This window comes from Lujinxingia litoralis (assembly GCF_003260125.1).
Lineage (GTDB): Bacteria > Myxococcota_A > Bradymonadia > Bradymonadales > Bradymonadaceae > Lujinxingia > Lujinxingia litoralis.
Window position 1 is genome coordinate 333,561 of the sequence record NZ_QHKO01000005.1, and the last position, 26,309, is coordinate 359,869.

Annotated in this window: 19 protein-coding genes; 9 read left to right on the forward strand and 10 right to left on the reverse strand. The window is 65.9% G+C overall.

The genetic code is table 11. From position 1 onward, the window contains the following. Positions 1-4: 4 nt before the first annotated feature. A complete protein-coding gene (nagZ, locus tag DL240_RS12855; RefSeq protein ID WP_111730300.1) occupies positions 5-1,144 on the forward strand; it encodes a beta-N-acetylhexosaminidase in 1,140 nt (379 codons plus the stop codon). 101 nt (positions 1,145-1,245) lie between these two features. On the opposite strand, the gene thiE is transcribed toward nagZ, so the two are convergent. The 4 genes from thiE to DL240_RS12875 form a co-directional block, all read right to left on the reverse strand. Next, a complete protein-coding gene (thiE, locus tag DL240_RS12860) occupies positions 1,246-1,914 on the reverse strand; it encodes a thiamine phosphate synthase (protein WP_158542549.1) in 669 nt (222 codons plus the stop codon). Next, complete coding sequence (lipA, locus tag DL240_RS12865; RefSeq protein WP_199589809.1) at positions 1,911-2,942, reverse strand: lipoyl synthase; 1,032 nt, start codon at positions 2,940-2,942, stop codon at positions 1,911-1,913. Before lipA ends, thiE begins: the two co-directional genes overlap by 4 nt. Before the next feature lie 118 nt (positions 2,943-3,060). Then, positions 3,061-7,881 (reverse strand): PPC domain-containing protein, encoded by a 4,821-nt coding sequence (locus DL240_RS12870; protein ID WP_111730302.1) that lies wholly within the window; start codon positions 7,879-7,881, stop codon positions 3,061-3,063. A gap of 253 nt (positions 7,882-8,134) precedes the next feature. Further along, the gene (locus DL240_RS12875; protein ID WP_111730303.1) at positions 8,135-8,632 is read right to left on the reverse strand and encodes a hypothetical protein; all 498 of its coding nucleotides are present in this window, start codon (positions 8,630-8,632) and stop codon (positions 8,135-8,137) included. Positions 8,633-8,932: 300 nt separating this feature from the next. On the opposite strand from DL240_RS12875, the gene mtnB reads away from it, so the two are divergent. Continuing rightward, entirely contained in the window at positions 8,933-9,604 is a 672-nt protein-coding gene (gene mtnB / locus DL240_RS12880; protein WP_111730304.1) for a methylthioribulose 1-phosphate dehydratase, read from the forward strand. Between the two features lie 93 nt (positions 9,605-9,697). On the opposite strand, the gene DL240_RS12885 is transcribed toward mtnB, so the two are convergent. Further along, entirely contained in the window at positions 9,698-10,846 is a 1,149-nt protein-coding gene (locus tag DL240_RS12885; protein WP_111730305.1) for an acyl-CoA dehydrogenase, read from the reverse strand. A 283-nt stretch (positions 10,847-11,129) separates the two neighbouring features. On the opposite strand from DL240_RS12885, the gene DL240_RS12890 reads away from it, so the two are divergent. The 6 genes from DL240_RS12890 (at position 11,130) to DL240_RS12915 (ending at position 15,744) form a co-directional block, all read left to right on the forward strand. Further along, a complete protein-coding gene (locus DL240_RS12890) occupies positions 11,130-11,654 on the forward strand; it encodes a peroxiredoxin (protein WP_111730306.1) in 525 nt (174 codons plus the stop codon). A gap of 202 nt (positions 11,655-11,856) precedes the next feature. Beyond that, positions 11,857-12,495, forward strand: coding sequence for a carboxymuconolactone decarboxylase family protein (locus DL240_RS12895; protein WP_111730307.1), 639 nt, complete (start codon positions 11,857-11,859; stop codon positions 12,493-12,495). Between the two features lie 248 nt (positions 12,496-12,743). Continuing rightward, positions 12,744-13,622, forward strand: a complete 879-nt coding sequence (gene mtnP / locus DL240_RS12900; RefSeq protein ID WP_111730308.1) for an S-methyl-5'-thioadenosine phosphorylase — start codon at positions 12,744-12,746, stop codon at positions 13,620-13,622. A gap of 107 nt (positions 13,623-13,729) precedes the next feature. Then, positions 13,730-13,978 (forward strand): zf-HC2 domain-containing protein, encoded by a 249-nt coding sequence (locus DL240_RS20000; RefSeq protein ID WP_158542550.1) that lies wholly within the window; start codon positions 13,730-13,732, stop codon positions 13,976-13,978. A gap of 62 nt (positions 13,979-14,040) precedes the next feature. Continuing rightward, positions 14,041-14,355 (forward strand): rubredoxin-like domain-containing protein, encoded by a 315-nt coding sequence (locus tag DL240_RS12910; protein ID WP_146618280.1) that lies wholly within the window; start codon positions 14,041-14,043, stop codon positions 14,353-14,355. A gap of 39 nt (positions 14,356-14,394) precedes the next feature. After that, entirely contained in the window at positions 14,395-15,744 is a 1,350-nt protein-coding gene (locus DL240_RS12915) for a replication-associated recombination protein A (RefSeq protein WP_111730311.1), read from the forward strand. Positions 15,745-15,907: 163 nt separating this feature from the next. On the opposite strand, the gene DL240_RS12920 is transcribed toward DL240_RS12915, so the two are convergent. The 3 genes from DL240_RS12920 to DL240_RS12930 form a co-directional block, all read right to left on the reverse strand. Next, positions 15,908-18,070 carry a hypothetical protein gene (locus tag DL240_RS12920; protein WP_146618281.1) on the reverse strand — a complete coding sequence of 721 codons (2,163 nt, stop codon included), beginning with the start codon at positions 18,068-18,070 and terminating at the stop codon, positions 15,908-15,910. A gap of 76 nt (positions 18,071-18,146) precedes the next feature. Then, a complete protein-coding gene (locus DL240_RS12925) occupies positions 18,147-19,673 on the reverse strand; it encodes an OmpA family protein (protein WP_146618282.1) in 1,527 nt (508 codons plus the stop codon). 226 nt (positions 19,674-19,899) lie between these two features. Further along, positions 19,900-20,295 (reverse strand): hypothetical protein, encoded by a 396-nt coding sequence (locus tag DL240_RS12930; RefSeq protein WP_158542551.1) that lies wholly within the window; start codon positions 20,293-20,295, stop codon positions 19,900-19,902. A 622-nt stretch (positions 20,296-20,917) separates the two neighbouring features. On the opposite strand from DL240_RS12930, the gene DL240_RS12935 reads away from it, so the two are divergent. Further along, positions 20,918-23,110: a sulfatase-like hydrolase/transferase gene (locus DL240_RS12935; RefSeq protein WP_111730315.1), complete on the forward strand. Its 2,193-nt coding sequence runs from the start codon at positions 20,918-20,920 to the stop codon at positions 23,108-23,110. Here DL240_RS12935 and DL240_RS20005 read toward each other — a convergent pair. Then, complete coding sequence (locus tag DL240_RS20005; RefSeq protein ID WP_158542552.1) at positions 23,020-23,511, reverse strand: hypothetical protein; 492 nt, start codon at positions 23,509-23,511, stop codon at positions 23,020-23,022. The two genes, DL240_RS12935 and DL240_RS20005, sit on opposite strands and share 91 nt — an antisense overlap. Before the next feature lie 75 nt (positions 23,512-23,586). Continuing rightward, a complete protein-coding gene (locus DL240_RS12945; protein WP_146618284.1) occupies positions 23,587-25,938 on the reverse strand; it encodes an arabinofuranosyltransferase AftB family protein in 2,352 nt (783 codons plus the stop codon). Between the last annotated feature and the right edge of the window lie 371 nt (positions 25,939-26,309).

Below are 26,309 nucleotides of genomic sequence, written 5' to 3' on the forward strand. Positions count from 1 at the left end.
ACTTATGAGCGAAGAAGCGCAGCTGCGCGCCGACGTGGGCCAGATGCTTATCGTCGGGTTCGACGGCGCCCCCACTCAGGCCCCTGCCCCCATCCAACAGGCCCTGAACCGCGGCGAAGTCGGCGGAGTCATCCTCTTTCGCCGCAACGTCGACACGATTGCGCAGCTCGTCTCGCTGACCACCGACCTCCACCGCCAGGCCCAGGGCGACCTGCCTCCCTGGGTGGCCGTCGATCAGGAGGGCGGCCGGGTCATCCGCGTCCGCGAGCCCTTGACCCCCATCCCCCCCATGCGCGCGCTGGGGCAGGCCGCTGATCAGCGCGCCGTCGCCCGGGTCTCGGAGGTGCTGGCCACCGAAATCTCGGTGCTCGGCTTCAACCTCAACTTCGCACCGGTGCTCGATGTCGACACCAACCCGGACAATCCGGTCATCGGCGACCGGGCCTTCTCCAGCGATCCGGAGCGTGTGGCACGCGCGGCGGCCGGCTTTATGGTCGGCCATCACACCGCCGGCGTGGTCCCCTGTGGCAAGCACTTCCCCGGCCACGGCGACACCCTCCAGGACAGCCACCTGACCCTGCCTCGCCTGATGCATGACGAGGAGCGCCTGCGGGCCGTGGAGCTCTTTCCCTTCAAGCGGGCCGTCGGGGCGGGCATCCCCATGATCATGACGGCGCATATCGAGCTTCCGGTGCTCGACGCGTTTCATCCGGCGACCTTCAGCCCCCGGATCCTTCAGGGCCTGCTGCGCGAGGAGCTCGGCTTTGAGGGCGTGATCATCACCGATTGCCTGGAGATGAAGGCCGTCTCGGAGCGCTACACCATCGAGGAGATGGTGGATCTGGGCCTGGACGCCGGCCTCGACATCTTTTTGATTTCCCACACCGAGGCCAAATGGCGAGCGGCCTTTGAGCGCCTGGTGGCCCGGGGCAAAGAGAGCGCGGAGGTGCGCGAGAAGATCGCCGCCAGCGCCGCCCGCGTACGCACGCTCAAGCGCGACCTTCTCGGCCACTGGCCCCGTCCCTTTGAGGCCCCCGGCGATCTGATGGACATCCTCGGCTGTGAGGAACATCGCCAGACCACGGCGCCCTTCTTTGCCGGGACGCCTGAGCTCGGCCAAGACCCCACCGAACTCGACGCCTGACCCCGCTCCCGTGCGCCAAACACTCGAAGGTGCGCCCTCTCACTGGAAGGCGCCCCTTCGGGGTGTGACGCTCGAAAAAAAATGCCCCGGCCGGCCCGGGCTCAGCCAGCGCGCCCGGGCGAGCGGCCGCTGTCAAAGGCCTCTCGAAGCTCCCGGGTGGCGGCCCCGGTGTCTTCTGCCCCGCAGAGCGCGCGAATCACCGCCACACCGCTGGCACCCGCTGCCGCCACCGCCCCGGCGTTCGCCGCCGAGATTCCGCCGATGCCCACCACCGGCACCTCGTCGCCGATCTCGGCACGCACCGCCGCGATCAACGCCGGCCCCTGGGGCGCCGAGGCATCGGACTTGACCGCGCGCGCCTCAAAAAGCGCCCCCACTCCCAGATAATCGGCGCCCTGAGCCACCAGGCGCGCCGCCCGTTGCGGATCGCCGGCCGAGCCGCCCACCAGCAGCCGCTCTCCCACCACCTGGCGCACCGCGGCAACCGAGAGGTCATGGGGCCCCACATGCACACCGTGAGCCCCGCAGGCCAGCGCCACGTCCAGCCGATCGTTGATCACGATCTTGGTCGCAAAAGCCTCGGCCGCCTCGACCAGCGCCCGGCCCAACTCCCAGGTCTGGCGCGCCTGGCCACGCTTATCGCGAAGCTGCAACACCCCCACCCCGGCCGCCATCAGCGCGCGCGCGCGCTCCAGCACATCCCCGGTGACAAACGCCGGATCCACAATCGCGTACACGCGCCAGTCGATGCCATCCACTCGCGCGTTCACTCGCCAGACTCCTGGGTCGGACCATTGGAGAAGCGCGATCCGCAGCCGCCGAACGCGCTCGTATCCTTCTGAGCGATCTCTTCGGCCTGCAGATCGGCCCGGTAGCTTGAGCGTACCAGCGGGCCCGATTCGATGTGCTTGTAGCCCATCTTCTCGCCCTCCTCTTTGAACATCTCAAACTCCTCGGGCTTGACCCAGCGCTGCACCGGGAGGTGGCGCGCGCTCGGACGCAGGTACTGACCCAGGTTGAGCACCTCCACCCCGTGAGCGACCAGGTCTTCCATCGTCTCCAGGATCTGCGCGTTGGTCTCTCCCAGCCCGAGCATCATGCCGGACTTGATGAGCGCCGTGCCGTGCTCGCGGGCGTGCTTCAGCACTGCCAGGCTGCGCTCGTAACGCGCCTGGGGACGCACCTCGCGGTGCAGCGCGCCAACCGTCTCAATGTTGTGTGAGAAGCAGTCGGGACCGGCGTCCATCACCACGTCCACGTTCTCCAGATCGCCCTTGAAGTCGGGCGTGAGTACTTCCAGCCCCAGCCCGGGGCACGACTCCTTGATCGCCCGGATGGTGTTGGCCCAGGCCAGCGCGCCCCCGTCGGGAAGATCATCGCGGTCAACGCTGGTGATCACCACGTAATTGAGGTTGAGCCCGGCCAGGGTCTCAGCCACCCGCCGCGGCTCATCTTCGTCGACCAGTCCCGGGCGCCCGGTCATCACATCGCAGAACCCGCAGCTACGCGTGCAAATGTTGCCCAGGATCATAAAGGTCAGCGATTTGCGCGACCAGCACTCGGTAATATTCGGGCACTGCCCCGACTCGCAGATGGTGTTGAGACCGGCCTTCTTGACCAGCTCCTGCGTCTCAAAAAACTCCTTCTTGAGCGTGAGACGCTTGCGAATCCACTTCGGACGCGGACCGGCCTCATCGGGGCGAAACTTCAGGTTAGGTCGGGCCGGGCCAGAGTTGCGCTCGGACTGGGGCGCTTCGGGCTGGCGGTTGGCCAGCGGCATTGGAATCTTCTGAGCCATCATCACTCCCGTCGTGGATCGAAAAAGGGCAACGCTCGGCAGCTGAAACAGGTCGCCGGCGAGGAACCTTCCTGCGCCGGCGACGGTGATGCGGTGTTAGATCAAAGAGGGGCTGGCATCAAGGCGCCGCCGCTTCTTCGATCGTCAAGAAGTAGGGGCCTCGGGCGACCTGGCCCCCCTCGGCAAGCTGCGACTGGATGTCCAGGCGGTAGCGATGACCGGCCACCGCATCAAAGACCACGCTGCGGCGGTTGGTGCTGTTGGGGCCGACGGCTTCCACCACGATCCCCACCGAGGCACCCTGCGCATCGTACTCGCGGATCTCCCAGCCCAGCGCATGACGATCGCGGTTGAACTTCAGCTGAGCCTGAACCGGCCCGCTCTCCGGCGCCACCCAGTTAAAGTAGGCGCGGTCGTTGCACTGCCCATGCGCCTCCACCAGCGGCAACACCGAGTCGAGTTCGGCAGCCAGCGCCGGGGTCGTGTTGTTAACACCATCGTCGGGGCAGCGCCCGGCCTCGGTGTAGGCGTTCACCTCATAGATATGCAGCAGGTAGGGCATCGCCACCTGCCCCTGCGAACGCACCACCACCAGGAAGTCGGTCGCGCTGCTGACCGCATGCGCCAACACCAGATCGTTGCCCCCGGCTCCGGCGGTGCCGGACTTCAAGAGCGCGCCGTTGAGGCTTCGCAACTCCAGCGCCATCTCCACATCTTCCGACGCTTCAAAGAACGCGGCGATCTCGTGCGTGCGACCGCCCACCAGCGACACCCGGTACCAGTCTTCGTCTGCGGCACAGGCGATGGGGTCCACGATCGCCCCGCCACTCTCACCATCGAGCACCAGCGTGGCGGCGAGCTCCGCTCCGTCGTTGCGCTCATAAGGATCCGCACAGAAGGGCAGCGCCGGCTCAGCCCCGGCCACCGCGGCCCACAGGTCGTAGACCGTCCGCACAAAGGCACCGTCGCGCGGGTGCACCCGCACAAAGAGCGTCTCGCTCTGGGTGGCCTGATAGTTCAGCGACTTCAGGTTCGTGTCGCCCCGCACCGTCTCCAGCACGGTGCCCGAGGCGTCGCTGAGTTCCAGATCCACCTGACCGAAGCGCGCATTGACCTCCAGCTCCAGGCGCAGCTCTTCACCGGCGCTCAGGTCCGTCTGCAGCCAGTGCTCGGTGCCCTCGCACAGGTTCATCGCGCTATAGGCCTGCGCCATCAGCGTGGACGCATCCGCGCGGGTCAGCCCCACGCCCACCGGCGAATCACAGCTGTCGGCAAACTCCATCTCCAGATCCAGCGTGTAGTAGCTACGCCACTGCTGCGTACCCCCGACGGCGCCATCGCCATCGATTCGGATCAGGTAGTTGGCCCCCGCGCCGCTGTTGGTCACCGAGACAAACTCGTTATCATCCTGAGTGTTGGAGGAGCCCACCGGCACGCCACTCTCGGCGTCCCCGCGGAACACATCCATCTTCAGGTTGCCCAGAGCCTGGGTGTAGAGCACTTCCACATCCAGCGTGGCCCCACTCGGGACAAATACCGAGTAGTAGTCCTTATCTTCGGGCTCGTCGTTGCAGATCAGCAGGTTCTCGTAGATGCCCACCGCCAGCGACGCCGCCTCACCGGCGTTATCATTATTCTCAAACGCATCGGGGCACAGGCGGTCGCCGGGACCTTCGTACTGACCATCGTCGTCCACATCGGTAAAGAGCAGCAGATCGTAGTCCACCCGCGCCGCCGTGGCCGGCTTCACCTGCACCACATACGTCCCGCTGACCTCCGGCGTGTAGAACACCGACTCGTTATCCGTCGTGCTCTCGGCGCTGGCCAGCACCACCGGCGGGTTCGACGCCGGCGCTCCCGCCGCCGGGCCCCACAGGTAGAGGTTGAGGTCGGCCTGGCTGTGCACAAAGCGAATAAACGCCTCCATCGCCACTCCGGCCTCCAGCTCCACCTCAAACCAGTCCTCCGACGCATCGCAGAGACGCAATCGGTTGGTCACCCCGGGGATCTCCACCAGGGTCGCGCTCAAGGCGTCGTGGTTGCCCGAGAAGCGGTCGTCCACACAGGCTCCCGGCGCCAGAAGTTCCACGTCCATCGCGAAGACGTTGCCTTTCACTTCCCGGCGCGTGCGCACGTAGATGTACACCTCCCGCGACTGGGTGGCGGTGTAGGCCGCCTGCTGGCTATCGCCCGAAGAGAACGAGGTCGCCAGGCGCGTGCCCGCCTCATCCCGAAGCTCCAGATCGATGCGCCCCTGACTGGCGTCAAAGGCCAGACTCACATCGAGGGTTTCTCCGGCCTCGACCCAGACCTTGTACCACTGGTCATGATACTCCAACTCGCCAGTCGGGCCGCTGGGAAGCTGACCACACACCAGGAGCGGGTCGTAGACCCCCTCCACGATCTCGGCCGCGCTCTCCTGCGTGATATTTTTGCCAAAGCGATCCGGGCAGAAGGGGTTGCCGTTGCCCACCCCGTTGAGCGTCGTCAGCAGGCGGTACTCCACACGGGAGGGGAACTTCTCCAGCACCTCCAGGTAGTAGGTCCCCGCGCTGCTGGCGCTAAAGCTCACCGACTTCGACTCGCCAGGGCCCGTATCCTCGGTGATCACCGTCGTGCCATCGGCGCCGAACACCCGCAGATCGAGCTCGCCCTGGCGCGCATCAAACACAATCTCCCAGGTAAGGGCATCGCCCTCGGCAAGCTCAATGCTGTAGAAGTCGCTCTCCAGCTCACAGGCCTGCAAGCCCACCAGACCGGTCTGAATGCCGGAGCTGAGCCCCTCCTCGGTCAGCGCGTACGCGCTGGCCAGATCGCTGTTATCCCCAACCCAATCCGGCGCACATACCGGGCCATCTTCCACCTCAATATCGAGCTGGTAGGGCACGTTGAGCCCCTGGAAAAGCGCCGCCGACAGATAATAGGTACCGCCCTGGGTCGCCGTGTAGGTCAGCGTCTCACGCAGCATACCGTCGCCCTGGGGCACCTGCTCCAGCCCCGCGCTGGCCAGCACCAGGCAGTCCCGGGGGCCGAAGAGGAAGATATCGAGTTCGCCGGCCGCCTCCGCCGCGTTGTACGTGGCAGTCACCGAGAGGGTCTGCTCCGGGAGCAGCTCTACCGCGTAGTAGTCCGGGTCGGCACACACCACCAGGTTCTCATAGGTGCCCGGCTCAATCGCCGCGGCCGCGCCGCACGACTGGTTGGGCGAGTAACCATCGGAACACTGGTTGGGCCGCTGACGCCATTCCAGAGAGTAGGTGGCGTTGCCTACGCCGGTCATCACGCTCACGCGCAGGGTCATCACCTGCGGCTCCCGGGTGACGATCTCAATGGCCTGACCATCGCTTCGCTCCCGCGAGCTGGCCACCACGACACCCTCGGCGTCGTAGAGGTCCAGCGCCACTCCGCCCAGACGCCGCTCGGCGCTGGCCGCAATGCGCACCACCTGGTTGGCCTGGAGATCCAGCGTATAGAAGTCCGCCGACTCCCCGCACACCTTCAAGTCCGAGTAAGCGGTCTCCGCCGCCAGCTCCCGAGGCTCGGCCTCGGTCGCCGGGTCAAGCTCATCGCTCTCACAGGCTTCGGGCTCACCGACATCGATCGAAAGGCTGTAGGGGGCATTCGCATCGAGAATCGCGCCGCGCACCTGCACAAAGTAAGGCGCGCCCTGAGCCACACCGAACTCAATGCGCTCCTGGCCACCATCCACATCCGGCGGATCGCCCGAGAGCACGACCAGCTCGCCGTTGCTCTGCACCAGCGCCAGGTCGAGGTTACCGATGCCCTCTTCGTACTCGAGCACCGCACGGATCACCTGACCGCTTGCCGCCTGCACCTCAAACCACTCGCCGGCGGTGTTTTCCCGACAGAAGAAGAGATCGTCGGTGCGCTCAAAGGGAAGCGCCTCGGCACCCAGAGCGTGGGCCTGATCCTGGCTGTGGTTATCACCCAGCCCGTCCTCCGGGCAGCTCGGCGGGCGATTCACGCAGAGCCCCACGGTGGGATCGGCGGCTTCCTCGGTGGTCGTGCCTTGAGTGAAGTCACAGAGCTGAGACGCCGCACACTCGCTATCGCTTACGCAACCGCGACAGGTCTGCGGCTGTCCGGCACAAACCTGCCCGGCCACATTGCACTGGTCGACCGACTCACAGACCGGCACGCAGACCAGGTCTTCGCACAGAAACTCCCGGTCACTGCCCGGGATCGCGCAGTCGTTATTCGTGCGGCAACCCGCCACACAGATCGAGCCCTGCTCCAGCGAGCAGACTTCGCTATCGCGGCAGTCGTCGTTGCTCCGGCAGCCATCGCGGCAAACACCGGGCTCGCCATCCTCCGGCGCATCGCAGATCTCGCCACTGCGGCAGTCGCCGTCGCCCTGACAGGGCGGGCGCTCCACACACTCGCTGAGCACGGTGTTGCAGATATAATCCTTGCCGTCGCCCTGCTGCTGACCATAGGCCCGGCACTGCACATCGTTGGTGCAGCTGCCGGTGAACACGCAGCGCGAAGGCTGCTGCGACTCATCGCAGCGCTGGATCGTCGGCTGGCACGAGGTCGGCGTACACCCGGCCTCCTCACAGACCATCGTGCGCTCGTTGCAGACCTGCCCCTCGCCACAGTCGTCGCCACCGGGCACACAACCGGCACGGCAAAGCCCCTGATCACAGACAGCCCCGCCGCCGCAGGCCTCATGATCCTCGCAGGCCGCCGGCGCGCATTGCCCTGCCTGGCAAAACTCATCAAAGGCACAGTCAAAGTCGGACCCGCAGGTCAGTCCCTGAGCGGTGCACACGCCCTCATCATTGCAGCGTTGCCCTTCGGCGCAATCCGCCAACGAGGTACAGACCTTAACCTCATTGCCATCATCAGAACCGCAGGCCGAAATCAGCATCGCAACCACGGCGAATGCCAGTAGCCTCAGTGAGCTAAACCTTTGCATGGGACTTCCTCGTTCGTGAATGAACTTCGCCCGTCAGGGGGGAGGACGGGAGGGTGGGCGGCAGCAAGGCTAGAGAGTTTTGCCTTACAAAGCAACGACCTAGAAATCGTTGCGCTCGCTCAACCAGGGCCTGCGCCAACAGGTATTTAAGCGCAGTGTCAAGCGATAAAAAGGTAGGACAAGCAGTACAGCCGGCGCGCTCGCCAGAGCGAGCGCGCCTTGTTCAAATGCCGGCATCGCACCGGCAAACGTGTCAATCTCTGGCGTCGTCTTCCACGTCGGCCAGGCGCATCAACATGTCATCTTCGCTCATCATCTGCGAGCTGGCGTTGCCCCAGATGTTGTTCACCGCGACCAACTCGCCACGGCCCAGCTTTTCGGTGAGGTAGACCGCGTAAAAGTCGCCGCCTTCCTCCGTCGACATCCCGGGGATGCGATCCAGCGGGGCGCCCGACACCGGGCAGAAGAGCTCGCAGGGCTTTCCGCTCTCAAAGGGCTCACTGTAGCTCTTGCTCGAGTCCCCATGAAAAGGGCTGAGCACCACATCTTCTTCAAGCTCTCCCTGCTTGACCCGAATACGCACCCCGGGCTCGCCACTGAAGCGCGGGCCATCATGGGCGATGATATCTTCTCCGGTCGGACCAAACGCGCGGGTCACTACCACCAGGTAGCCCTTGGTCGACAGGTCGTCGAGACGAGTGTCGGTCTTGGAATCGCGGTCAAACGGGTTCGTTCGCTGGTTATCGGACATCGCGACGGCTCCCTTAAAGCAATGAAACCGGACCATTCCGGCCCGTTTTTCCTACCGTAAAGCTCTAGCCCTGACAAGGACATGGCGACCGCCCTCGCCGCCCCACTCGCCACGGCGGCACCCGCCTGCGCCCCAGGGGTGTTTTCGATTGTCTTGCCCCTCCCCCGCTCCGATACTCCCGGGTGCCGAGCCCCCACCCGGCGGCTCCGTCCCACCCGAGGTTGCCCCGGGCCCTCCCCGGGATCACCTTCGCCTTGCACTCGCTGACTTCGCCCCCTTGCCCCTGACGCCGAGGCCTCTATGTCCGACTCCCCCCTGCCCTCTCGCGACGCCGCCGCCCAGGCCATGCTCGCCGCCGCCCGTGACTTCTACCGCTTTGGCTGGCTCCACGGCACCAGCGGCAACCTCAGCGCGCGTCTCTCCTCCCAGGAGGCGCTGATCACCGCCAGCGGCCGCTCCAAAGGCTCGCTCACCCCCGACGATTTTTTGACCGTCGATCCCGACGGCCAGCCCACCCACAAAGACGCCCCCAGACCCTCGGCCGAAACCGGCGTCCACATGGCCATCTACCGCGCCCTGCCCGAAGTCGGCGCGATCTACCACGTGCACCACCTCCACGCCGCCCTCTGCGGCAAACGCGACTTCAAACAGGGCTACACCTACATCGCCGATGTCGAGATGATCAAAGGCCTGGGGCTCTGGGAGCCCGACGCCTCGGCCCGCATCCCCATCGTCGAAAACCACCACGATCTCAAGGAGCTGGCGCAGACCGTGGCCGACTTCCTCGACAGCGATGACTTCTCCCCGAAGATCCCCGGCATCAACCTGCGCAACCACGGCGTCTACGCCTGGGGCAAAACCCCCGAGGAGGCGCGCCGCCACATCGAAACCTTCGGCTACCTCTTCGAATACAGCTGGCTCTCTCCCATGCACGACGCCGAGAGCCAGGCCGTCCGCGGCTTCGCCCGCTAATCCGCCCCCCCACCTCGCACCACAAAAAAGCGCCCCGGGACAACTCCCGGGGCGCTTCTACTTTCCTACCTTCTCACTCCCCCCCACATCGCCTCAGCGCAGCAACATCTTCGCGATCGTCTGCAGCTGCATGTTGGAGGTTCCCTCGTAAATCGCCCCGATCTTCGCATCGCGGAAGAACTTCTCGGCCGGGTATTCGGTGGTAAAGCCCACGCCCCCGAAGAGCTCCAGCGACTTCGAGGAGACCCGCTCGGCGACCTGGCTGCTGTAGAGTTTGGCCATCGCGCTCTCCTTTACAAAGGGCAGCCCGGCATCTTTGAGGCGAGCGGCGTTGTACACCATCAGTCGAGCCGCCTCGACCTCGGTGGCCATCTGCGCCAGCTGGAACTGTACGCCCTGGAAGCTCGCAATCGCGGTGCCGAACTGCTCGCGTTCCTGAACGTAGGCCAGCGCCGCGTCCAACGCTCCCTGGGCCAGCCCCACCATCTGCGCGCCGATGCCGATGCGCCCCTCGTTGAGCGTCTCAATGGCCACCTTGTAGCCCTTGCCCACCTCACCGAGCACGTTCTCCTTGGGCACCTTGCACTTCTCAAAGAGCAGCTCCACGGTCGACGACGCGCGAATCCCCAGCTTGTCTTCCTTCTTGCCGACGGCAAAGCCCTCAAACTCCCGCTCCACCAGAAACGCCGTGATGCCCCGGTAGCCCTCTTCCGGCGCCACGTTGGCAAACACGATGTAGAGGTTGGCCTCGGCCCCGTTGGTGATCCAGAGCTTGGAGCCGTTGAGCTCCCAGTGATCGCCCTTATCGACAGCCCGGGTCTGCAGGGCAAACGCATCCGAGCCGCTGCCCGACTCGCTCAGCGCGTAGCTCCCCACCCACTCCGAGGTCATCTTCGGGAAGTACTTCGCCTTGAGCTCATCGCTGGCCCAGCGCAGAATCGCGTTATTGACCAGCGTGTTCTGCACATCGACAAACACCGACACGCTGGGGTCCACCGACGCCAGCGCCTCGATCGCCAGGATCGCGGTCATGATCGAGCTTCCCGCCCCGCCGTACTCCTCGGGCACCTCGATGCCCATCAGCCCCATCTCAAAGCACTGCTTGATCAACGCCTGATCGAGCTGCTGAGCCTTGTCCATCGCATGCACTTTGGGAGCGATGGCGCTGCGGGCAAAGGACGCCACGGCGTCGCGAAAGATCGTTTCATCCTCAGAGAGATGGGTCAGCGGCAGATGCGTCATAAAAAGGCCTCGTCCTGGGTCAGAGTACGTGGATTACACACGTCAATTGGCAGCCCACAGCCTTAGCCCCGGTGCCGGCCCGGTGCAAGCCTCTCCTGCAGAACCCGGCCCCACTTTTGCGCCCCTTCTTCCCCGCGCTTGCCACCGCCCCCGACCTTCCCCATACGGAGGGTTGACACTCCCGGCGCCGCCCCTACTGTAGGGCCTCATTGGCGCCCCCGCCCCGATGGGCCGGGGCTCAGAAGCCCGCATTACTCACGTCTTGACGCACCGGAGTCGCATCATGCTTAAGCTCGGACAAAAGGCCCCCGAATTCACCACCGCCGCCCTCGTGGGCCGTGAGATCAAAGAGATCAGCCTCTCGGACTACGCCGGCCAGTGGGTCGTGCTCTTCTTCTACCCGATGGACTTCACCTTCGTCTGCCCCACCGAACTGGTGGAATTCAACAACGCCATCGACGAATTCGAAGACCGCGACACCGTGGTGCTGGGCGGCTCCACCGACACCGCCTACAGCCACCTGGGCTGGGTCAAGAGCCACGACGACCTGGGCGACCTGAAGTACCCGCTCTTCGCCGACGTCACCAAGAAGATGGCCGCCGATTACGGCGTGCTTCACGAGGGCGACGGCGTGGCCGAGCGTGGCACCTTCATCATCGATCCCGAGGGCAACGTGCGCTTCCTCAACATCAACGACCGCAGCGTCGGCCGCAGCGTCACCGAGACCCTGCGCGTGCTCGACGCCCTGCAGACCGATGAGCTCTGCGCCTGCGGCTGGGAGAAGGGCCAGGACACCATCCAGCTCTGATCCCTGTCCGCGTGCCATTGAGCCGCGCTAAAGCGGGGCGGCCTTCACAGGCCGCCCCGCTTTTTAGTTGGGCCCGACGCCTCCCCCTCGGGCGGACTTGCCTTCGGCCCCCTCGCCATTACGATGGGGCGCGCCCTGACCTGCCCCGACGCCGAGCCCCCCTCGCCATCCCGAGCCCCCCCAAGACCCTCCCGGAGGAACCATGAGCTGGCTTCCCGTCCTCACCGACGATCAGATGAACGATGACCAGAAAAAGGTCTTCGCGCGCGCCCTCACCAAACTCAACATTGAGGGCGACGCCCCCGACTGGCTGCGCGTGCTCGCCAATGCCCCCCTCTTCCTCAAAGACGTCTTCATGAACCTGGACAAGGGCGTCTTCTCCGAGGGCGCACTCCAGGCCAAGACCCGCGTGCTCCTGGCGGCGGTGGCCGCCGCCCACCACGGCAACCGCGACGTGGCCACTTTCTTCGCCGAGCGCGCCCGCGGCCTGGGCTTCACCGATGAGCAGATCCACGAGGCCCTGGGCATCGCCGCCACCTCCACCTCGTTTAACCTCTACTACAAGTTCCGCTCCCTGGCCGCGACCGACGCCTTTGAAGGCCTCAACCCCGGGCTGCGCGCCTCCCTCTTCATGCGCCCGACCATGGGCAAAGCCTTCGCCGAGCTGGTCAACCTGATGATCAGCACCGCCAACGGCTGCCCCAGCTGCGTCTCCGGCCATATCCAGGAGGCCGTCAGCCTGGACATCACCCGCGAACAGATCGACGAGGTCATCCGCACCGGCGCCATCGTCGCCTCGATCTGCCAGTTCGTGAACAGCTCCGAGCGCTACGCCCGCTGACATCCGCCCCCCCGGCAACGCTGGCAAAGCGCGACTTTTCTGTTATGACTCCACGGCGACCGCCTGCCTCCCTCCCGAGCGCAGACCGGTCGCCGTGGTGCGTCTGGCCTTTGCCCAGGCCTCCCGCAACCTTTTCTTGAAACGCGCCCCCGGCGCCTTGCATCTGACTGACGGTGCGCGCAGCCCCCAGACGCTCTTTTGGAGCCCCGCGGAGCGCGACCACCACCGACTTCAAGGAGCGTTTAGCTATGGGCACCTCCGACCCTCGCGTCCCCATCGCCATCATCGGCGGCAGCGGCCTCTACGACCTCGACGGCCTCGAGATCCTCGAAGAGCGCACCATCGAGACTCCCTTCGGCATGCCCAGCGCCCCGATCCTCATCGGGCAGCTCGGCGATCGCCGCGTGGCCTTCTTGCCTCGCCATGGCAAGCACCACCAGTTCAACCCCTCCACCGTGCCCTACCGCGCCAACATCTGGGCGCTCAAAAGCCTGGGCGTCTTCTGGGTCGTGACCGTCAGCGCCGTGGGCTCGCTTCAGGAAGACATCGTCCCGGGGCATGTCGTCATCCCCGACAACATCATCGACAAGACCTACCGCCGCGCCAACACCCTCTTCGAGGAACTCGCGGTGCACATCAACCTGACCCACCCCTTCGACCCGATGCTGCGCCAGGTCCTCATCGACGCGGTGCGCCAGGAAGATCTCCCCCTTCATGAAGACGGCACCTACGTCTGCATGGAAGGCCCCGCCTTTAGCACCCGCGCCGAAAGCGAACTCCACCGCTCCTGGGGCGCCTCCCTCATCGGCATGACCGCCATGCCGGAGGCGCGCCTGGCACGCGAGGCCGAACTCTGCTACGCCACCATCGCTCTGGCCACCGATTACGACTGCTGGAAGGATGAGGACGAGGTCGACGTTACCAACGTGATGGCCATCCTCAAGCAGAACATCGCCAACGTGCGCCGCATCCTCCAACGCGTCATCCCGGCCATTCCCCTGGAGCGCGAAGAGGAATGCGACGCCAGCCGCGCCCTGCAATACGGCATCATGACCCCGAAAGAGGCCATCCCCGAAGAGGCCCGCGAAAAACTCGGCATCTTCCTCGACAAGTACCTGGAAAGCTAACATCGCCCCATCAAAACGGGGGGCGCGACCGGGATGCCCCGACATCAGCGCCCCCCGGTCGCGCCCGCCCCGGCGATGCCACCGGAACCTGGACCTGGAGTCGACTTATGAAATGTCAGAAGCTCGTCGATCTTTTGACCGACTACCTCGAAGGCGACCTCGAAGAAGAAGAGCGCGCCCACCTCGAAGAGCACCTGGCGTACTGTCCGCCCTGCGTCGACTTTTTGCAGCGCTACAAAAACACCGGCCCCGCCTGCAAAAAGGTCCTCATCGCCCGGATGCCCGACTCCATGCAGCAGGCCCTTTCCGATTTCCTGCGTTCAAGGTTAGACTCACCCGACTCTTCCCGGGACTGAAAGCCCCCCGCCATCGTCCCCCCGCTGTGATTGACCCGCTTTTGACGTTTAAAGGTGACGCCGTGACGACTTACAAACCCTTTATGCAGGCCCTGATCTGGACCTGTAAAAACTGTGCCTTCGTCTACGAAGGTGGCCAGCCCAAGCAAAACTGCCCGATGTGCGAGTCTTATAAGACCTCGTTCATCGACCTGCCCCAGCACCTGGAAGCCCAGGTGCGCGAGGCGCACCCGGAGCTTCCCTTTAACCACGCCGATTGCCGGGCCACCCGCAAGAAGCTGATGGAAGAGCACGGCGTGCTCAAGAGCTACCGCGTCGCCGGTCGCCAGCTCCCCACCGTCTCCGGTGGCAACATCTCCCCGGCCAAGAGCTTCTGAGTCGCCGGCCCCCCTCCTTTTGCCCCCGACCCCATCCTCATGAGTAGCACCCACGCCCGGCAACCCCTGGCCGAGCGCATGCGCCCGAGCTCCCTGGAGGAGTTTGTCGGCCAGCGCCACCTGCTGGCCCAGGGCAAACTCCTCTCCAGCGCGCTCTCCCGGGGACGCCTCCCCAGCCTGATCTTGTGGGGCCCCCCCGGCTGCGGGAAAACCACCCTGGCCAGAATCTTAAGCGATGAGGTCGGCGCGCAGCTCGCGCCCCTCTCCGCGGTCTCCGGCGGTGTCAAAGACATCCGCCAGGCCGTGGAGCAGGCCGGCGACCTGCGCCGGATGCTCGGCCAGACCACGGTGCTCTTCGTCGATGAGATCCACCGCTTCAACAAGGCCCAGCAAGACGCCCTTCTACCCCACGTGGAACAGGGCACCGTCACGCTGATCGGCGCCACCACCGAGAACCCCAGCTTCGAGGTCAACGCCGCGCTGCTCTCGCGCTGCCGCACCCTGGTGCTGGAGGCCCTAGACGATCAGGCCATCACCAGCCTCTTACGCCAGGCCCTGGTCGCTCCCTCCCGCGGCCTGGGGCTCCCCGACGACGCCCTGAGCGACGACGCCCTGGGTGCCCTCCTCAACGTGGCCGAAGGCGACGCCCGCGCCGCGCTCAACACCCTGGAGCTGGCCGCCACCTTCGCCGCGGCCAGGGGCAGCCACACCATCGAGCACCCCGATGTGGAGGAGGCCGCCCAACAGCGCGTCATCCGCTACGACAAGGCCGGCGACGCCCACTACAACACGGTGAGCGCGTTCATCAAAAGCATGCGGGGCTCCGATCCCGATGCCGCCGTCTACTACATGGTCCGCATGCTCGAGGGCGGCGAAGATCCCCTCTTTGTCCTGCGGCGCATGGTCATCTTCGCCAGCGAAGACATCGGCAACGCCGACCCCGGTGCTCTGCGCGTGGCCCTGGATGCCGCCGAGGCCTTTCGATTCATGGGCATGCCCGAGGGCGTGCTCCCGATGACTCAGGCCGTCATCTATTTAGCCTGCGCTCCCAAATCGAACAGCGCGCTGACCACCTACGCCGCGGCCCGCAAGGCCCTGCAGCACTCCGGCAACCTGCCGCTGCCCAAACACCTGCTCAACGCCCCCACCAAACTCATGGCCAACCTGGGCCACGGGCGCGGCTACAAATACCCCCATAACTTTTCGGGGAACTACGTCGCCGGGGAGTCCTACCTGCCCGAAGACCTGCAGGGCCAGCGCTTCTACCAGCCCGGCGACAACGAGGTCATCCCTCGGCCCCCCGGCCTCGACCCCGATGCCGAGGCTCGCCGCAAGGCCGCCCAGCCCGAGGGCCCCTCGCCAAACCCCTACCATAAGAACGCCACCTGAGGGCTGCGCCCCTCCCCCCCAAAAAATAAAGGCAGCACGCCTCAGCGTGCTGCCTTTTTCGCGCGCGCCCCCTCCCGGAGGCCGCGCGCGTTTGCTTCGAGCTACGATGTGATGTGGCGAGGTCGATGCCGCAAACGCCGCACCGACCTCAACTCACCGCCGCTTAGAAGCCCCGGTACTCCAACACCACATCGGAGTCACCGAAGTCGTTAATCGGCACTTCCGAGGGGCAGGGGTTCGGTGCCATCCAGTAGCAGCCCAGCAGACCGATGTTCAGGTTCACGACCTGACGATCCCGGCTGAAATTGGCCTGAAGCAGGCTCGAAGAGCAGAAGTTACTCTGCACCCGGAAGGGCGTGCCGCGCAGGTCGATGTTCCCGGAGGTCCCGTCGAGAATCCCGCAGGTAGCCGCCGTACCGAAGGGCATCTGACTCACCGGCACCGACATGTACTCCGGCGTGCCCACCGACGTGGTCGTCGCGAAGGTGAAGTCGTTGATGTCGATGACCAACGTCTCCGGGTCGATGCGCACCGCCGAGAAGACCGTGCGGACCGACTCCCCGAGCAAGAAGAGCAGGCGGCTGGTGTACGAGGCGAAGTTACGCGACCGTCCGGTGCGCACAAAGGGCAGGTACTCCACGGGGGTTCCCGTTTCCATACCCGCGCAGTAGCCAACCCAGGGCTTAAGCGGGTCGCCCTCATAGAAGAGCTCGTAGGTCCCATCTTCGGCACCGGGGCTCTGCTCCAGGATCGCGCGGCAGTTCTGCGGCGCAAACACACACGCGCCGTTCAGAAGGGCGTAGCCCTCATCGCAGGTCTCGCACTGGGCACCCTCGGTGCACAGGCATTGGGCGATTCCCGAGCTATCCTCGCAGACCTGAGTCTCAGGGCAGGCGGCCTGGGTGGGATGATCGCAGCCCAGTCGGCACTCACCGTCATCGTTATTATCCTGGTAGCCCTCCGCGCAGCTCTCGCATTGCTCACCGGCAAAGCCCGGTCGGCAGGCACACTGGGCCTGGCCGCTGCTGTCGTCGCAGCTCCCGCCGACACCACATGCCAGCGCAGCCTCCTCACAGCTCACCTCACAGACGCCGTCGCCATCGTTATCCTGGGTACCTTCGGGGCACCCCTCGCAGAGATCACCAATGCGATCGCCCTCACAGACGCACAGGCCCTGCTCGCCGCCCTCGGGCACCTCGCAGCTGCCCTGACCGGAGCACGTCGCGTCAAAGACCGTGCAGTCGGCGCGGCAGGTCCCGTCGACATCAAAGTAGCCCTCGGCACACTCGCCACAGCCAGGCCCGGCGAGTCCTTCCTCACAGACGCACTGCGCGTTGCCTTCCTCATCGTCCACGCACCGGCCCTGCTCGCCACACTCGAGTTCAACCTCCTCGCAGCTTCCCTCACAGACGCCGCAGTCGATGAACGCGCCGCAGAGGTTATCCACCCCACCGCAGACGCCCTCGGTGCAAGCCTGCTCCGGGGTCAAACAGGTCCCGGTGGGCTCGTCGCAACGAAGGCCTTCATAGCCCTGCTCGCACACGCACTCGGCGATCCCCTCGTCGTTGGTTTCGCACTGGCCCTGCTCGCCACAGTCGAGCTCAACCTCCTCGCAGCTCCCCTCACAGACGCCGCAGTCCACAACCCCGCCGCAGCCGTTATCCACCCCGCCGCAGACGCCCTCGGTGCAAGCCTGCTCCGGGGTCAAACAGACCTCGATGGGCTCGCCGCAACGAAGGCCCTCATAGCCCTCCTCGCACACGCACTCCGCGATCCCCTCGTCGTTGGTTTCGCACTGGCCCTGCTCGCCACAGTCGAGTTCAACCTCCTCGCAGCTCCCCTCACAGACGCCGCAGTCCACAACCCCGCCGCAGAGGTCATCGACCCCGCCGCAGACACCCTCGGTGCAGGCCTGAGCCTCGCTCAAGCAGCTATCCTCCGGGAGGCAGTAGGGCCCGACGTACCCCTCCTCACACACACATTGGGCCAATCCTTCTGCGTCATCTTGGCACTGGCCATGCTCGCCGCACTCCAGCTCCACGTCATTGCAGCTCCCCTCACACGACCCGCAATTGACCATCCCGCCGCAGCGATCATCGACCCCGCCGCAGACACCCTCGGTGCAGGCCTCCAGCACCGTGAGGCATTGCCCGTCCCGGGGCGGGCACTCCGGCACCCCCACAGCCTGCCCGCGTCCCCCCTGAACGACGTAACGATCATCGCAGTGATCTTGCATTCCCGTTTCGTCCTGACACCCCATCACCCCGGCCACCAACGCCACCAGGGTCACAAGACATCCACTCCATCGTCCCAGTTTCGTGCTCATCACATCCTCCATCTACACACTTGCATCACTAGAACATTCTCAACTTCGTACCGCGGCATTTACCTACGACGGGGTACTACTCGGCCTGCGTGACGTCCTCTTCGATCGTCACGCTGCGCTCGGCGGGAATGGGCTCCCCATCGACCGAGACGATGTGAAATTCCACACGTCGGTTTCGCGCCATGCCTTCGATCGTTTCGTTGCTGGCAATCGGACGGCTTTGTCCCAGCCCCAACGACACCAGACGCTGGGGCGACACACCAAAGCCGATCAGCTCTTTCACAACCGCCGCCGCGCGACGCTCGGAGAGGCGCAGATTGTAGGCCTCCGACGCACGGGAGTCGGTATGCCCCTCCACGCGAATACGCGTAAGCTGGGGATTGTCCTGCAAAACGCCGGCAATCCTGGCGACCAACCACCGCGATTCGGCCTTGATCGTCGCTTCATTGGTATCGAAGAAGATGTTCTCATTGACCTCGATCGTCCGCTCTCGGACGACCACCACCTCGGGTTCGGGCTCAGGCTCGGGCTCCACCACCGGCTCGGGCTCCACCACCGGTTCGGGCTCGGGCTCGGGCTCGGGTTCGGGTTCGGGCTCAGGAGCGGTGACGACCTCCTCCTTCTCCACAATCTCCACCGCCGTGGGACGACATCCCTCCGGATCATCCTCACACGAGGTCAGCACCGGCCCCTCCTCAAGCTCCGAGACAGGCTGCGACGGGCGGAAAATCACGCTCGCAAAAACGCGGAAATTCGGAGAACCCACGCTCGGCGTCAGTCCCCCGCCCCCGCCGACCTCGGTCGTAAAGTCCGGGGTCAGGTAGTAGCGCAGACCCACCAGGGCTTCGGCCGGGTTGTTCCGCGACAACTCCACCTGCTGCGTGGCCACATCTCCAAAAATCGAGGTGATAAACGCCAGGCGGTCCTTCCACAGCGGCGCCTCGCCACCCACGCCCCAGCGCACCGCGCTGGTGCCCACGTAGTTATACACCTCCCGGGTGGGGCGATAGCGGTACGCCAGGTTCGCGCCCACTCGCCAGCCGCCATGGCTCCAGTCCATGGCCACCCGGGGCTCCACGCGCACCTTTCCATCGGAGTTGTACGTCGCCTCATCGCCCACCGGCACCCACACCTGCCCCTGCAAGGCCAGACCCACCGGGCTGTTTTCGCCCTGGCGCAAGAGCGCGTACTTGGCCATCAACCGCAGATCCGCCAGCGAGGCGCCCGAGAAGTTTGTCCCGGCGCTGATCCCTTCGCCCGACTGCACCAGCGCCACCGGCAGCGCCAACCCCACCTCGGCGCGATCCCAGAGGCCAACCCCGGCCAAAAGCTCCCCCTTAAACTGGTAGTCCACCCCTTCAATAAACTCGCCGGCCTGCTGGTCGTAGACCCTTAACGCCCCATCGGCCATATGCAGCATCATCCCCACCGCAAACTGCTGATGCCCGAGCACTTCCGACGAACTCAAGTTCAGCGTCGTGCTCGTCGCCCCGGCCATCGGCTCGAAGGTCTCAACGTCAAACCCTCCCTCCTGTGCCCACGCGAGACTCGTCCCGCAAACCACCATCATTCCAACACAACAACCCACTGACTTCTGCCACATCAGGTCCTCCCGGCCAGACACCCAAACATCAAACGACGTCGGCGTCATAGTCGCCGACGTCGTCCCACTGAATCGTCCATTTACGTGTTTCGTCTGTTGATTCAGTCGACAGAGTAGAGGAGCGGGAGACGAATCCTCAACTAATTTTTCACACTATTTCCAAAATACGGAACATACGCACTGCCCATCAGCTTCTCAACTTAGCGAATATTAAGACATTTCCCCCTCAGCGGTAGTACCGGGTGTAGGGGAAGCGCACGTTGCCCTGCACATAGAATTGCCCGATATGCCAGATCGACCCCTCATCCCCCGCCAGCGCCCATACCGGCCCGCCCACCGCCTGGGGGATGTGGATCATCGACGACCACCCAAAGCTTAATCCGAAGTCACGCGTGATCTGCACCTCCACATCCAGGTTGAGATCGAGCCCCGGCCGCACAAACACCGTCGGTGAGCCGAGCGTATCGGAGTGCATGTAGAAGGCCGTGGCGATCACAGATCCACCCAGGCTCACCCGAAAGGGGCTGGGGCTCAGCGCCAGACCGGCCCCCAGCAAAGACCAGGTCGCCCCGTACATCCCGGTGTTTTGGAGCTTCGGCGAGAAGTACACCGCCGTAGGCAAAAGAGCTGCGGCCCCGGGGCGGTAGCGCACCTCCCCGGCGGCCAGCTAGCCGGCTGCGGTACTGCCGCGGCACCAGCTTCGGATGCTCCCGCACCAGGTCAGCGGTGATCACCGCCGCCAGGTCGATGCGCAGCCCCAGATGCAGGGGCTGGTCCTCGAACACCGCCCCGCTGTAGCCGCTGGCCACCGAGGGCGCGCCCACCATCACCCCGGCCGGCCCCACCCCGATCTGCACCGGGATCTCCGCCCGCTTCGGCGCCGTCCACCCTCGACGCCCCGAGCGCGCCTGCTGGGCTGCGGCCGGCGCGCTCATCGCCAGCAGGAGCACACCAACCACCACCGACACCATCTGAACTGCAAGCGCTCGTCTCATCGCGTACCTCGTGTTTTCGGTCGCCAGGCACTGGCGAGGGGGAATGATTCATGTGGATCGCGGACGTTGGAGCCTACGGGGGACGCCTCGCGGCGGTAAAGGCGCTTTCCCACCTCGCCACCCGCGAGCCCCCCGACGGCAACGGGGCAACCGGGCGCGCTTTCCCTGCGCCCCCCTCCTGCGCTATGTCAGGCGCCCCAGATCGCAGGGCCTCATGCCACGACCTTTCCACCGTCCTTAAGTCGCTCTATGCCTTCGAACACCTCCCGCGTTGCCTTCCTCTCGATGCTCCTGACCGGCGTGTGTGCGCTGAGCGCGGAGGCGCTCTCACTCACCCTGAGCGAGCCGACGGTCGCCCTGTGGATGCTCCCGATTCATGTGGGGGTGGGCGGGCCTCTGGTGCTCCTGGCGGCGGCGTTGGGCACGGCGGCCGCCACAAGCTGGGCGCGCCTGTGGGAGGGCCGCCTTCCCGCGCCGCTCAACCTGGTGGCCTGGCTCCTGAGTGCGCCCCTGCTCCTGGGCGCCTGGGTCCTGGCGAGCACGCTGGTCACGCTGGGCCTGGAAGGCCGGATTGCCACGCCCTGGATGAGCGCGCTCCTAAGCGCGCTCCTCTCGGCGCTGGCCGCGCTCTTCATCGTGGCGATGGGGGCGCCGCTGGTGCTGATGGTGCGCCGCCTGCTCCGCATGGTGACGGGGTACGCGTGGGGCCGCTTCCTCCTGCGCATCGACCTCTGGGTGCCGGCCGCCCTGGCCGGCGGGGCGCTTTTGGCCATGCTGATGCCCCTGGTGGCCCCGGGCGCCCTCAAGGTGCTCCCCTGGAGCTACGTCGCCACCGGGTGCGCGGGCGCCGCCGCGCTGCCCCTCTCCTGGGTCCTCCTGCGCGCGCGCCCGGGGCTGCACACCCCGCTGCTGCGCGCATTGCCCGCCGCGCTCGTGGCGCTGAGTCTCTTTTCCCTCCTGATGCCCCGCGCGCTGGAGCGCGCGCGCAGCTCCTTTGGCGACCAGCCCGCGCTGGCCAGCCACCTCTACACCGCGCTCTCCGGACCGCTGGACTTCGACGACGACGGCGCCCTCTCGCTCTACGCCGGCGGTGACTGCGCCCCCTTCGACCCCTCGCGTGGCCCCCACCAGCTGGAGACGCCTAACGACGGCATCGACCAGAACTGCTCCGGCGCCGACCTCACCTACGACGTCGCCGACTTCGGACCCGGCCCCTCCCGCGTGGCGCCTCCTGAAGGCATCGCCCGCCGCCCCCACATCATCCTGGTGACCACCGACGCCCTCTCCTTTTCGCACACCAGCGTCGGCGGCTATGAGCGCGACACCACCCCACACCTGGCCGCATGGGCCGAGCGCGCCACCGTGTTTGAGACGGCCTTCTCCACCAGCACCTCCACGCGCCTCTCCATGCCCGGGATCATCGCCAGTAAGATGAACAGCCAGATGCGCATGCGCGACCGCCGCGTCCACCCCTACCCCTACCCCGCCGACGAGGTCACGCTGGGCACCCTACTGCGCGACGCGGGCTACCGCACCGTGCACATCCCCGGCGATCGCTACTTTGTGCGCTGGCGCACCCATGCGCTGGGCTTTGAGGAGTTTGATACCCGGACCTACAAAACCACCGACGAGCAGGGCCATAACTCCCCGGCGCTCACCGACCGCGCCATCGAAATCATCGAGGAGCACGACGACGAGCGCCCCCTGGCGCTCTGGGTGCATTACTTCGACCACCACGGCCCCTACACGATCCCCGAAGGCGCCAAAACCTTTGGTAAGGGCAAAAGCAACATGGAACGCTTTGAGAGCGAGCTCTGGTTTGCCGATCAGAGCTGGAAGCGCCTCATCGAGACGGTCGAAGCCCGCTGGGAGCCCGAGGATTACGTGATGGTCTTTACCTCCGACCATGGCGAGGCCTTCGACGCCAACCACCAGCGCCACCATCACGGCTACAACGTTTTGACCCGACCGCTGCACGTCCCCCTGATCATCCAGGCCCCCTTTGGTCGCGGCCAGCGCGTCGACGGGCTCGCCGCCCACATCGACCTGCTCCCCACCCTGGCCAACCTCCTCGACCTGCCGCCCCACGAAGACTGGCTCGGGGAGACCCTGGTCCCCTCCCTGGTCGAAGGCACACCCCCGCAAAAAGACGTGCTGCACTCGCTCTTCTACATCCCCGAGGCGGCCAAACGCGGCGAGGAGACCTTTCAGATGATCGGCACCCGCACCGATGATTTTTATTATTTTGATGACCGCAAAAACGGCGTCCGACGCCTGGTCCGCTGGCGAGACGACCCCCTTGACGCGCACGACGTCGCGCCAGCGGAGCCCGAGACCGCCGAGATCCTGCGCTACATCACCGGCCAGCGCCTGCAGTGGCTGCGCGAGCGCGAGCAGGCGCTCACACCTTTTGCAAAGGACGCCGAAAAGGCGAACGAGTAGCCGGGCTCGGGCTCGGGCTCGTACTCGTATTCGTACTCGTACTCGTACTCGGGCTCGTACTCGGGCTCGGGCTCGGGCTCGGGCTCGGGCTCGGGCTCGGGCTCGGGCTCGGGCTCGGGCTCGGACTCGGGCTCGGGCTCGGACTCGAGCTCGTACTCGGGCTCGTACTCGAGCTCGTACTCGGGCTCGGGCTCGAGTTTGAATGAACTCCCCCAAATGCCCCCCCAACCCGAGCGCATCCAGGGCGGCGCCTGACAAGGAGCAAGGAGGAGCGTGTAGCAGCCGCTACCGCGACGACGAAGCGACGCCGTCAGCGTCGTCCTGGGGCGCTCGGCACACCCGAGCGTATCCAGGGCGAAGTCCCCAGCAAGGAGGCAGGGATGAAGCTGTGGCAGCGCCACCGCGAATCCCTGACGACGCCGCTGGCTTCGTCCTGGGGCGCCTGACAAGGAGCAAGGAGGAGCGTGTAGCAGCCGCTACCGCGACGACGAAGCGACGCCGTCAGCGTCGTCCTGGGGCGCTCGGCACACCACACCCACCGCATCCACGAGAGCCCCCGTGCGCGCCACCATCCCCACCGCGCGCTGGCCAGCCGGGCATCGCGCCTCCACCGGCTCGCCACCTTCCCCGACCCGCGGAGCCTGCCGCCGGGTACCACCGGCCTCGCACACCACGCCCACGCTGCGCAGCCAGCGATCCTCGCCAGCGTGCACCCCCACCAGGCGCTCTCCGGGCTCGCAGGAAACGCGCTTCCAGGCCCCACCCGCCCCGCCGAGCTCCGGCCCCTCAACCCGGCCGGCGAGCCCCTTCGAGCTGCCCTCACAGCGCGGCCGAATCGCGGCGATCGACGCGCCATCCTCCGACCTGCGCACCGCGTACCCGCTCAGGTGGTAGCCCTGCGGGCACTGCCAGCGCGCCGGATCTCCGCCCCGGCCCCCGGCCAGCGCCTCAAAGAGCGCGGGCTCCCCACAGAAATCCTGCGCAGCCCGCCAGGAATCCGGGTCGATCTTCAACCGATGCAGACGCGCGGCGGCCGCCATGTTGCTGAAGAAGCGCTCCACGCTCAGCTCTCCCCGCACCGCCTCCTCCAGCTCCGCGAGCTCTCCGCAGCTCAGGGCGCGGCGAGCCGCCGCCACGCTGGCGTCCTCCCCCGGGGTGGGGGCGGCAAAGCGGGCGACATACCAGCTGTTGGAGAGCATTTTTTCGTGGCCCGGCCGACCGCGCTTCCTCAGCTTCAAGCGCGCCGAAATCGGGTTCGCCAGGCCCACCCGATCGACCATGTACACATCTCGCCCCAGCCAGAGACTGGTCATCCCGATGCTGATGCGCATCTGGGCCATTTTGAACCCCCGGGCCGCCACGTCCTCGCGCAGCGTATAGACCGGCAGACGGGGCCACAGCTCCCCGTGCTTGTTCCTCACGTAGAGAAATGGCGAGCATCCCCGAGGCGCGCCCTCCTCATGCCACTGACCCGAGGGGCAGCGCCGCTCGGCAAAGCTCAAGGCCTGTTTGGACTCCTTGATAAAGTACATCGCCTCGTACTCTTCCAGGAGCACCGGGTTCTCGTGACTGGCCAGGCGCGCATACCAGCCCCGCTCATCGCCGATGCCATGCACATTTTCGACCGCAACGCGCAACGAGGTGCCGCAGTAGGCCGCCCACCCCACCACCAGTGCCATCCCCACCGCGCCCACCCACACGCCAGCCCCCGAATTCCGGCCCGGACCGCGCAGGTCTGCCCCACGCAGGGGTACCGCCGCCACCGGCAGCAAGAGCCCGAAGAGCGCCGGCAAAAAGAGCCGCCCGTGCATAAAGCCCCCGCCTACCTTCATGACGTACACACAATGGAAGAGCCCCACGAAGGTCGGGATCACCAGCGCCAACAGCCGCAGAACATCGCCCTTTCGAGCCGTCTGGATCACCAGACGCAGCCAGAACCCCAGCGCCACCGCCAGGGGCAGCACCAGCTCGTAGGTCCCAAAAAAGTTCTCGGCGTAGCGAAACCCCTGCTCCCAGCGCGAGCCAAAGGCCGATTTGGCGATCGCCGTATTGGGCACAATCGCTGCAAAATACCCCATGCGGAAGATCTGGTAGGCCACGGGAATCGCCCCCATCGCCGCCCCCATCTTCACCACGAGGAGCGTCGATGCCTTGACGCTCGGCCAGCCACGGGCGCGCAGCGTGGCGCCGATCACCGGCAGCATCATCCCCAGGCTAAAGAGCGCGAGCTCCGGCCGCACCAGGGGCCCCAGGCCCAGCAGCGCCATCGTCCCATAGGGCACCCGGGCCGGGCGCTCCCGGGGGTGATCCACCACCCGGGCCACCCGATAAAAAGAGAACCCCAGCCAGCCGATCGCCAGCCCCGTCTCCAGCCCGGACGTCCCAAAATCCCAGGCCGGGGGCAGCACCGCATACATCAACGCCCCCAGCGGCAAGGGCGCCGCGCGCCAGATGCCCCCGAAGCCCTCCCGGGCACGTCCGGCCAGCACCAGGGCTCCCCACTGGGCAAAGCCCAGACCCACCACCGAGAGCGCCCACCCCGCGACCATCGCCGCGATCTCCAGGCGCACGCCCAGCCCCCCGAGCACCGCCACAATCCCCACCCACAGCGTGCTGGTATAGGCCTCAATGCGCTCGCCAGCGTTGAACACCGGCCCGGCGCCGGCCAGCAGGTTCTCGATCACGCGCAGGTTGATAAACCCGTCGTCGCTCGTCCAGCGCCGCTGCCAGATCATCACGCCCAGCACCACCAGCGGGGCAGCCATCGCCACGAGCCAGGGCAGACTTCTTCGCCAATTACGCTCCAGCGCTTCCGGGCTATCGTTCACTTCAACATCTCACGTTATAACGCCGTGAGGCCATGTTGACGCCTTTGGATGCGATATTGAGAGTGACCTGAGCCAGGCGCAAACCACAGGCGATGCTTTCGTTTGCAACGCAGTTCAGGGTGCTCTCAATGCAGCAGACATGGCGTCAACGTTGGCTCACGGCGTAGTAAGCCATTGCCGTCGATTGTTGTGTTGCCGGGTAGGAGAGGGAGCGACGCGTTTCATGTCATGACCTCTGGCCTTCCACCGCGACGCGCCGGCAAGCATCCCACTCGCAAGCCCCCTGAAACCGGGGCTGGCGAGTGCGCGGTCAAGCTTTGTGTCCCTCACCCCTTAGAAGTACTTCTATCAGAGTCGCGGGAGCCTAGAGA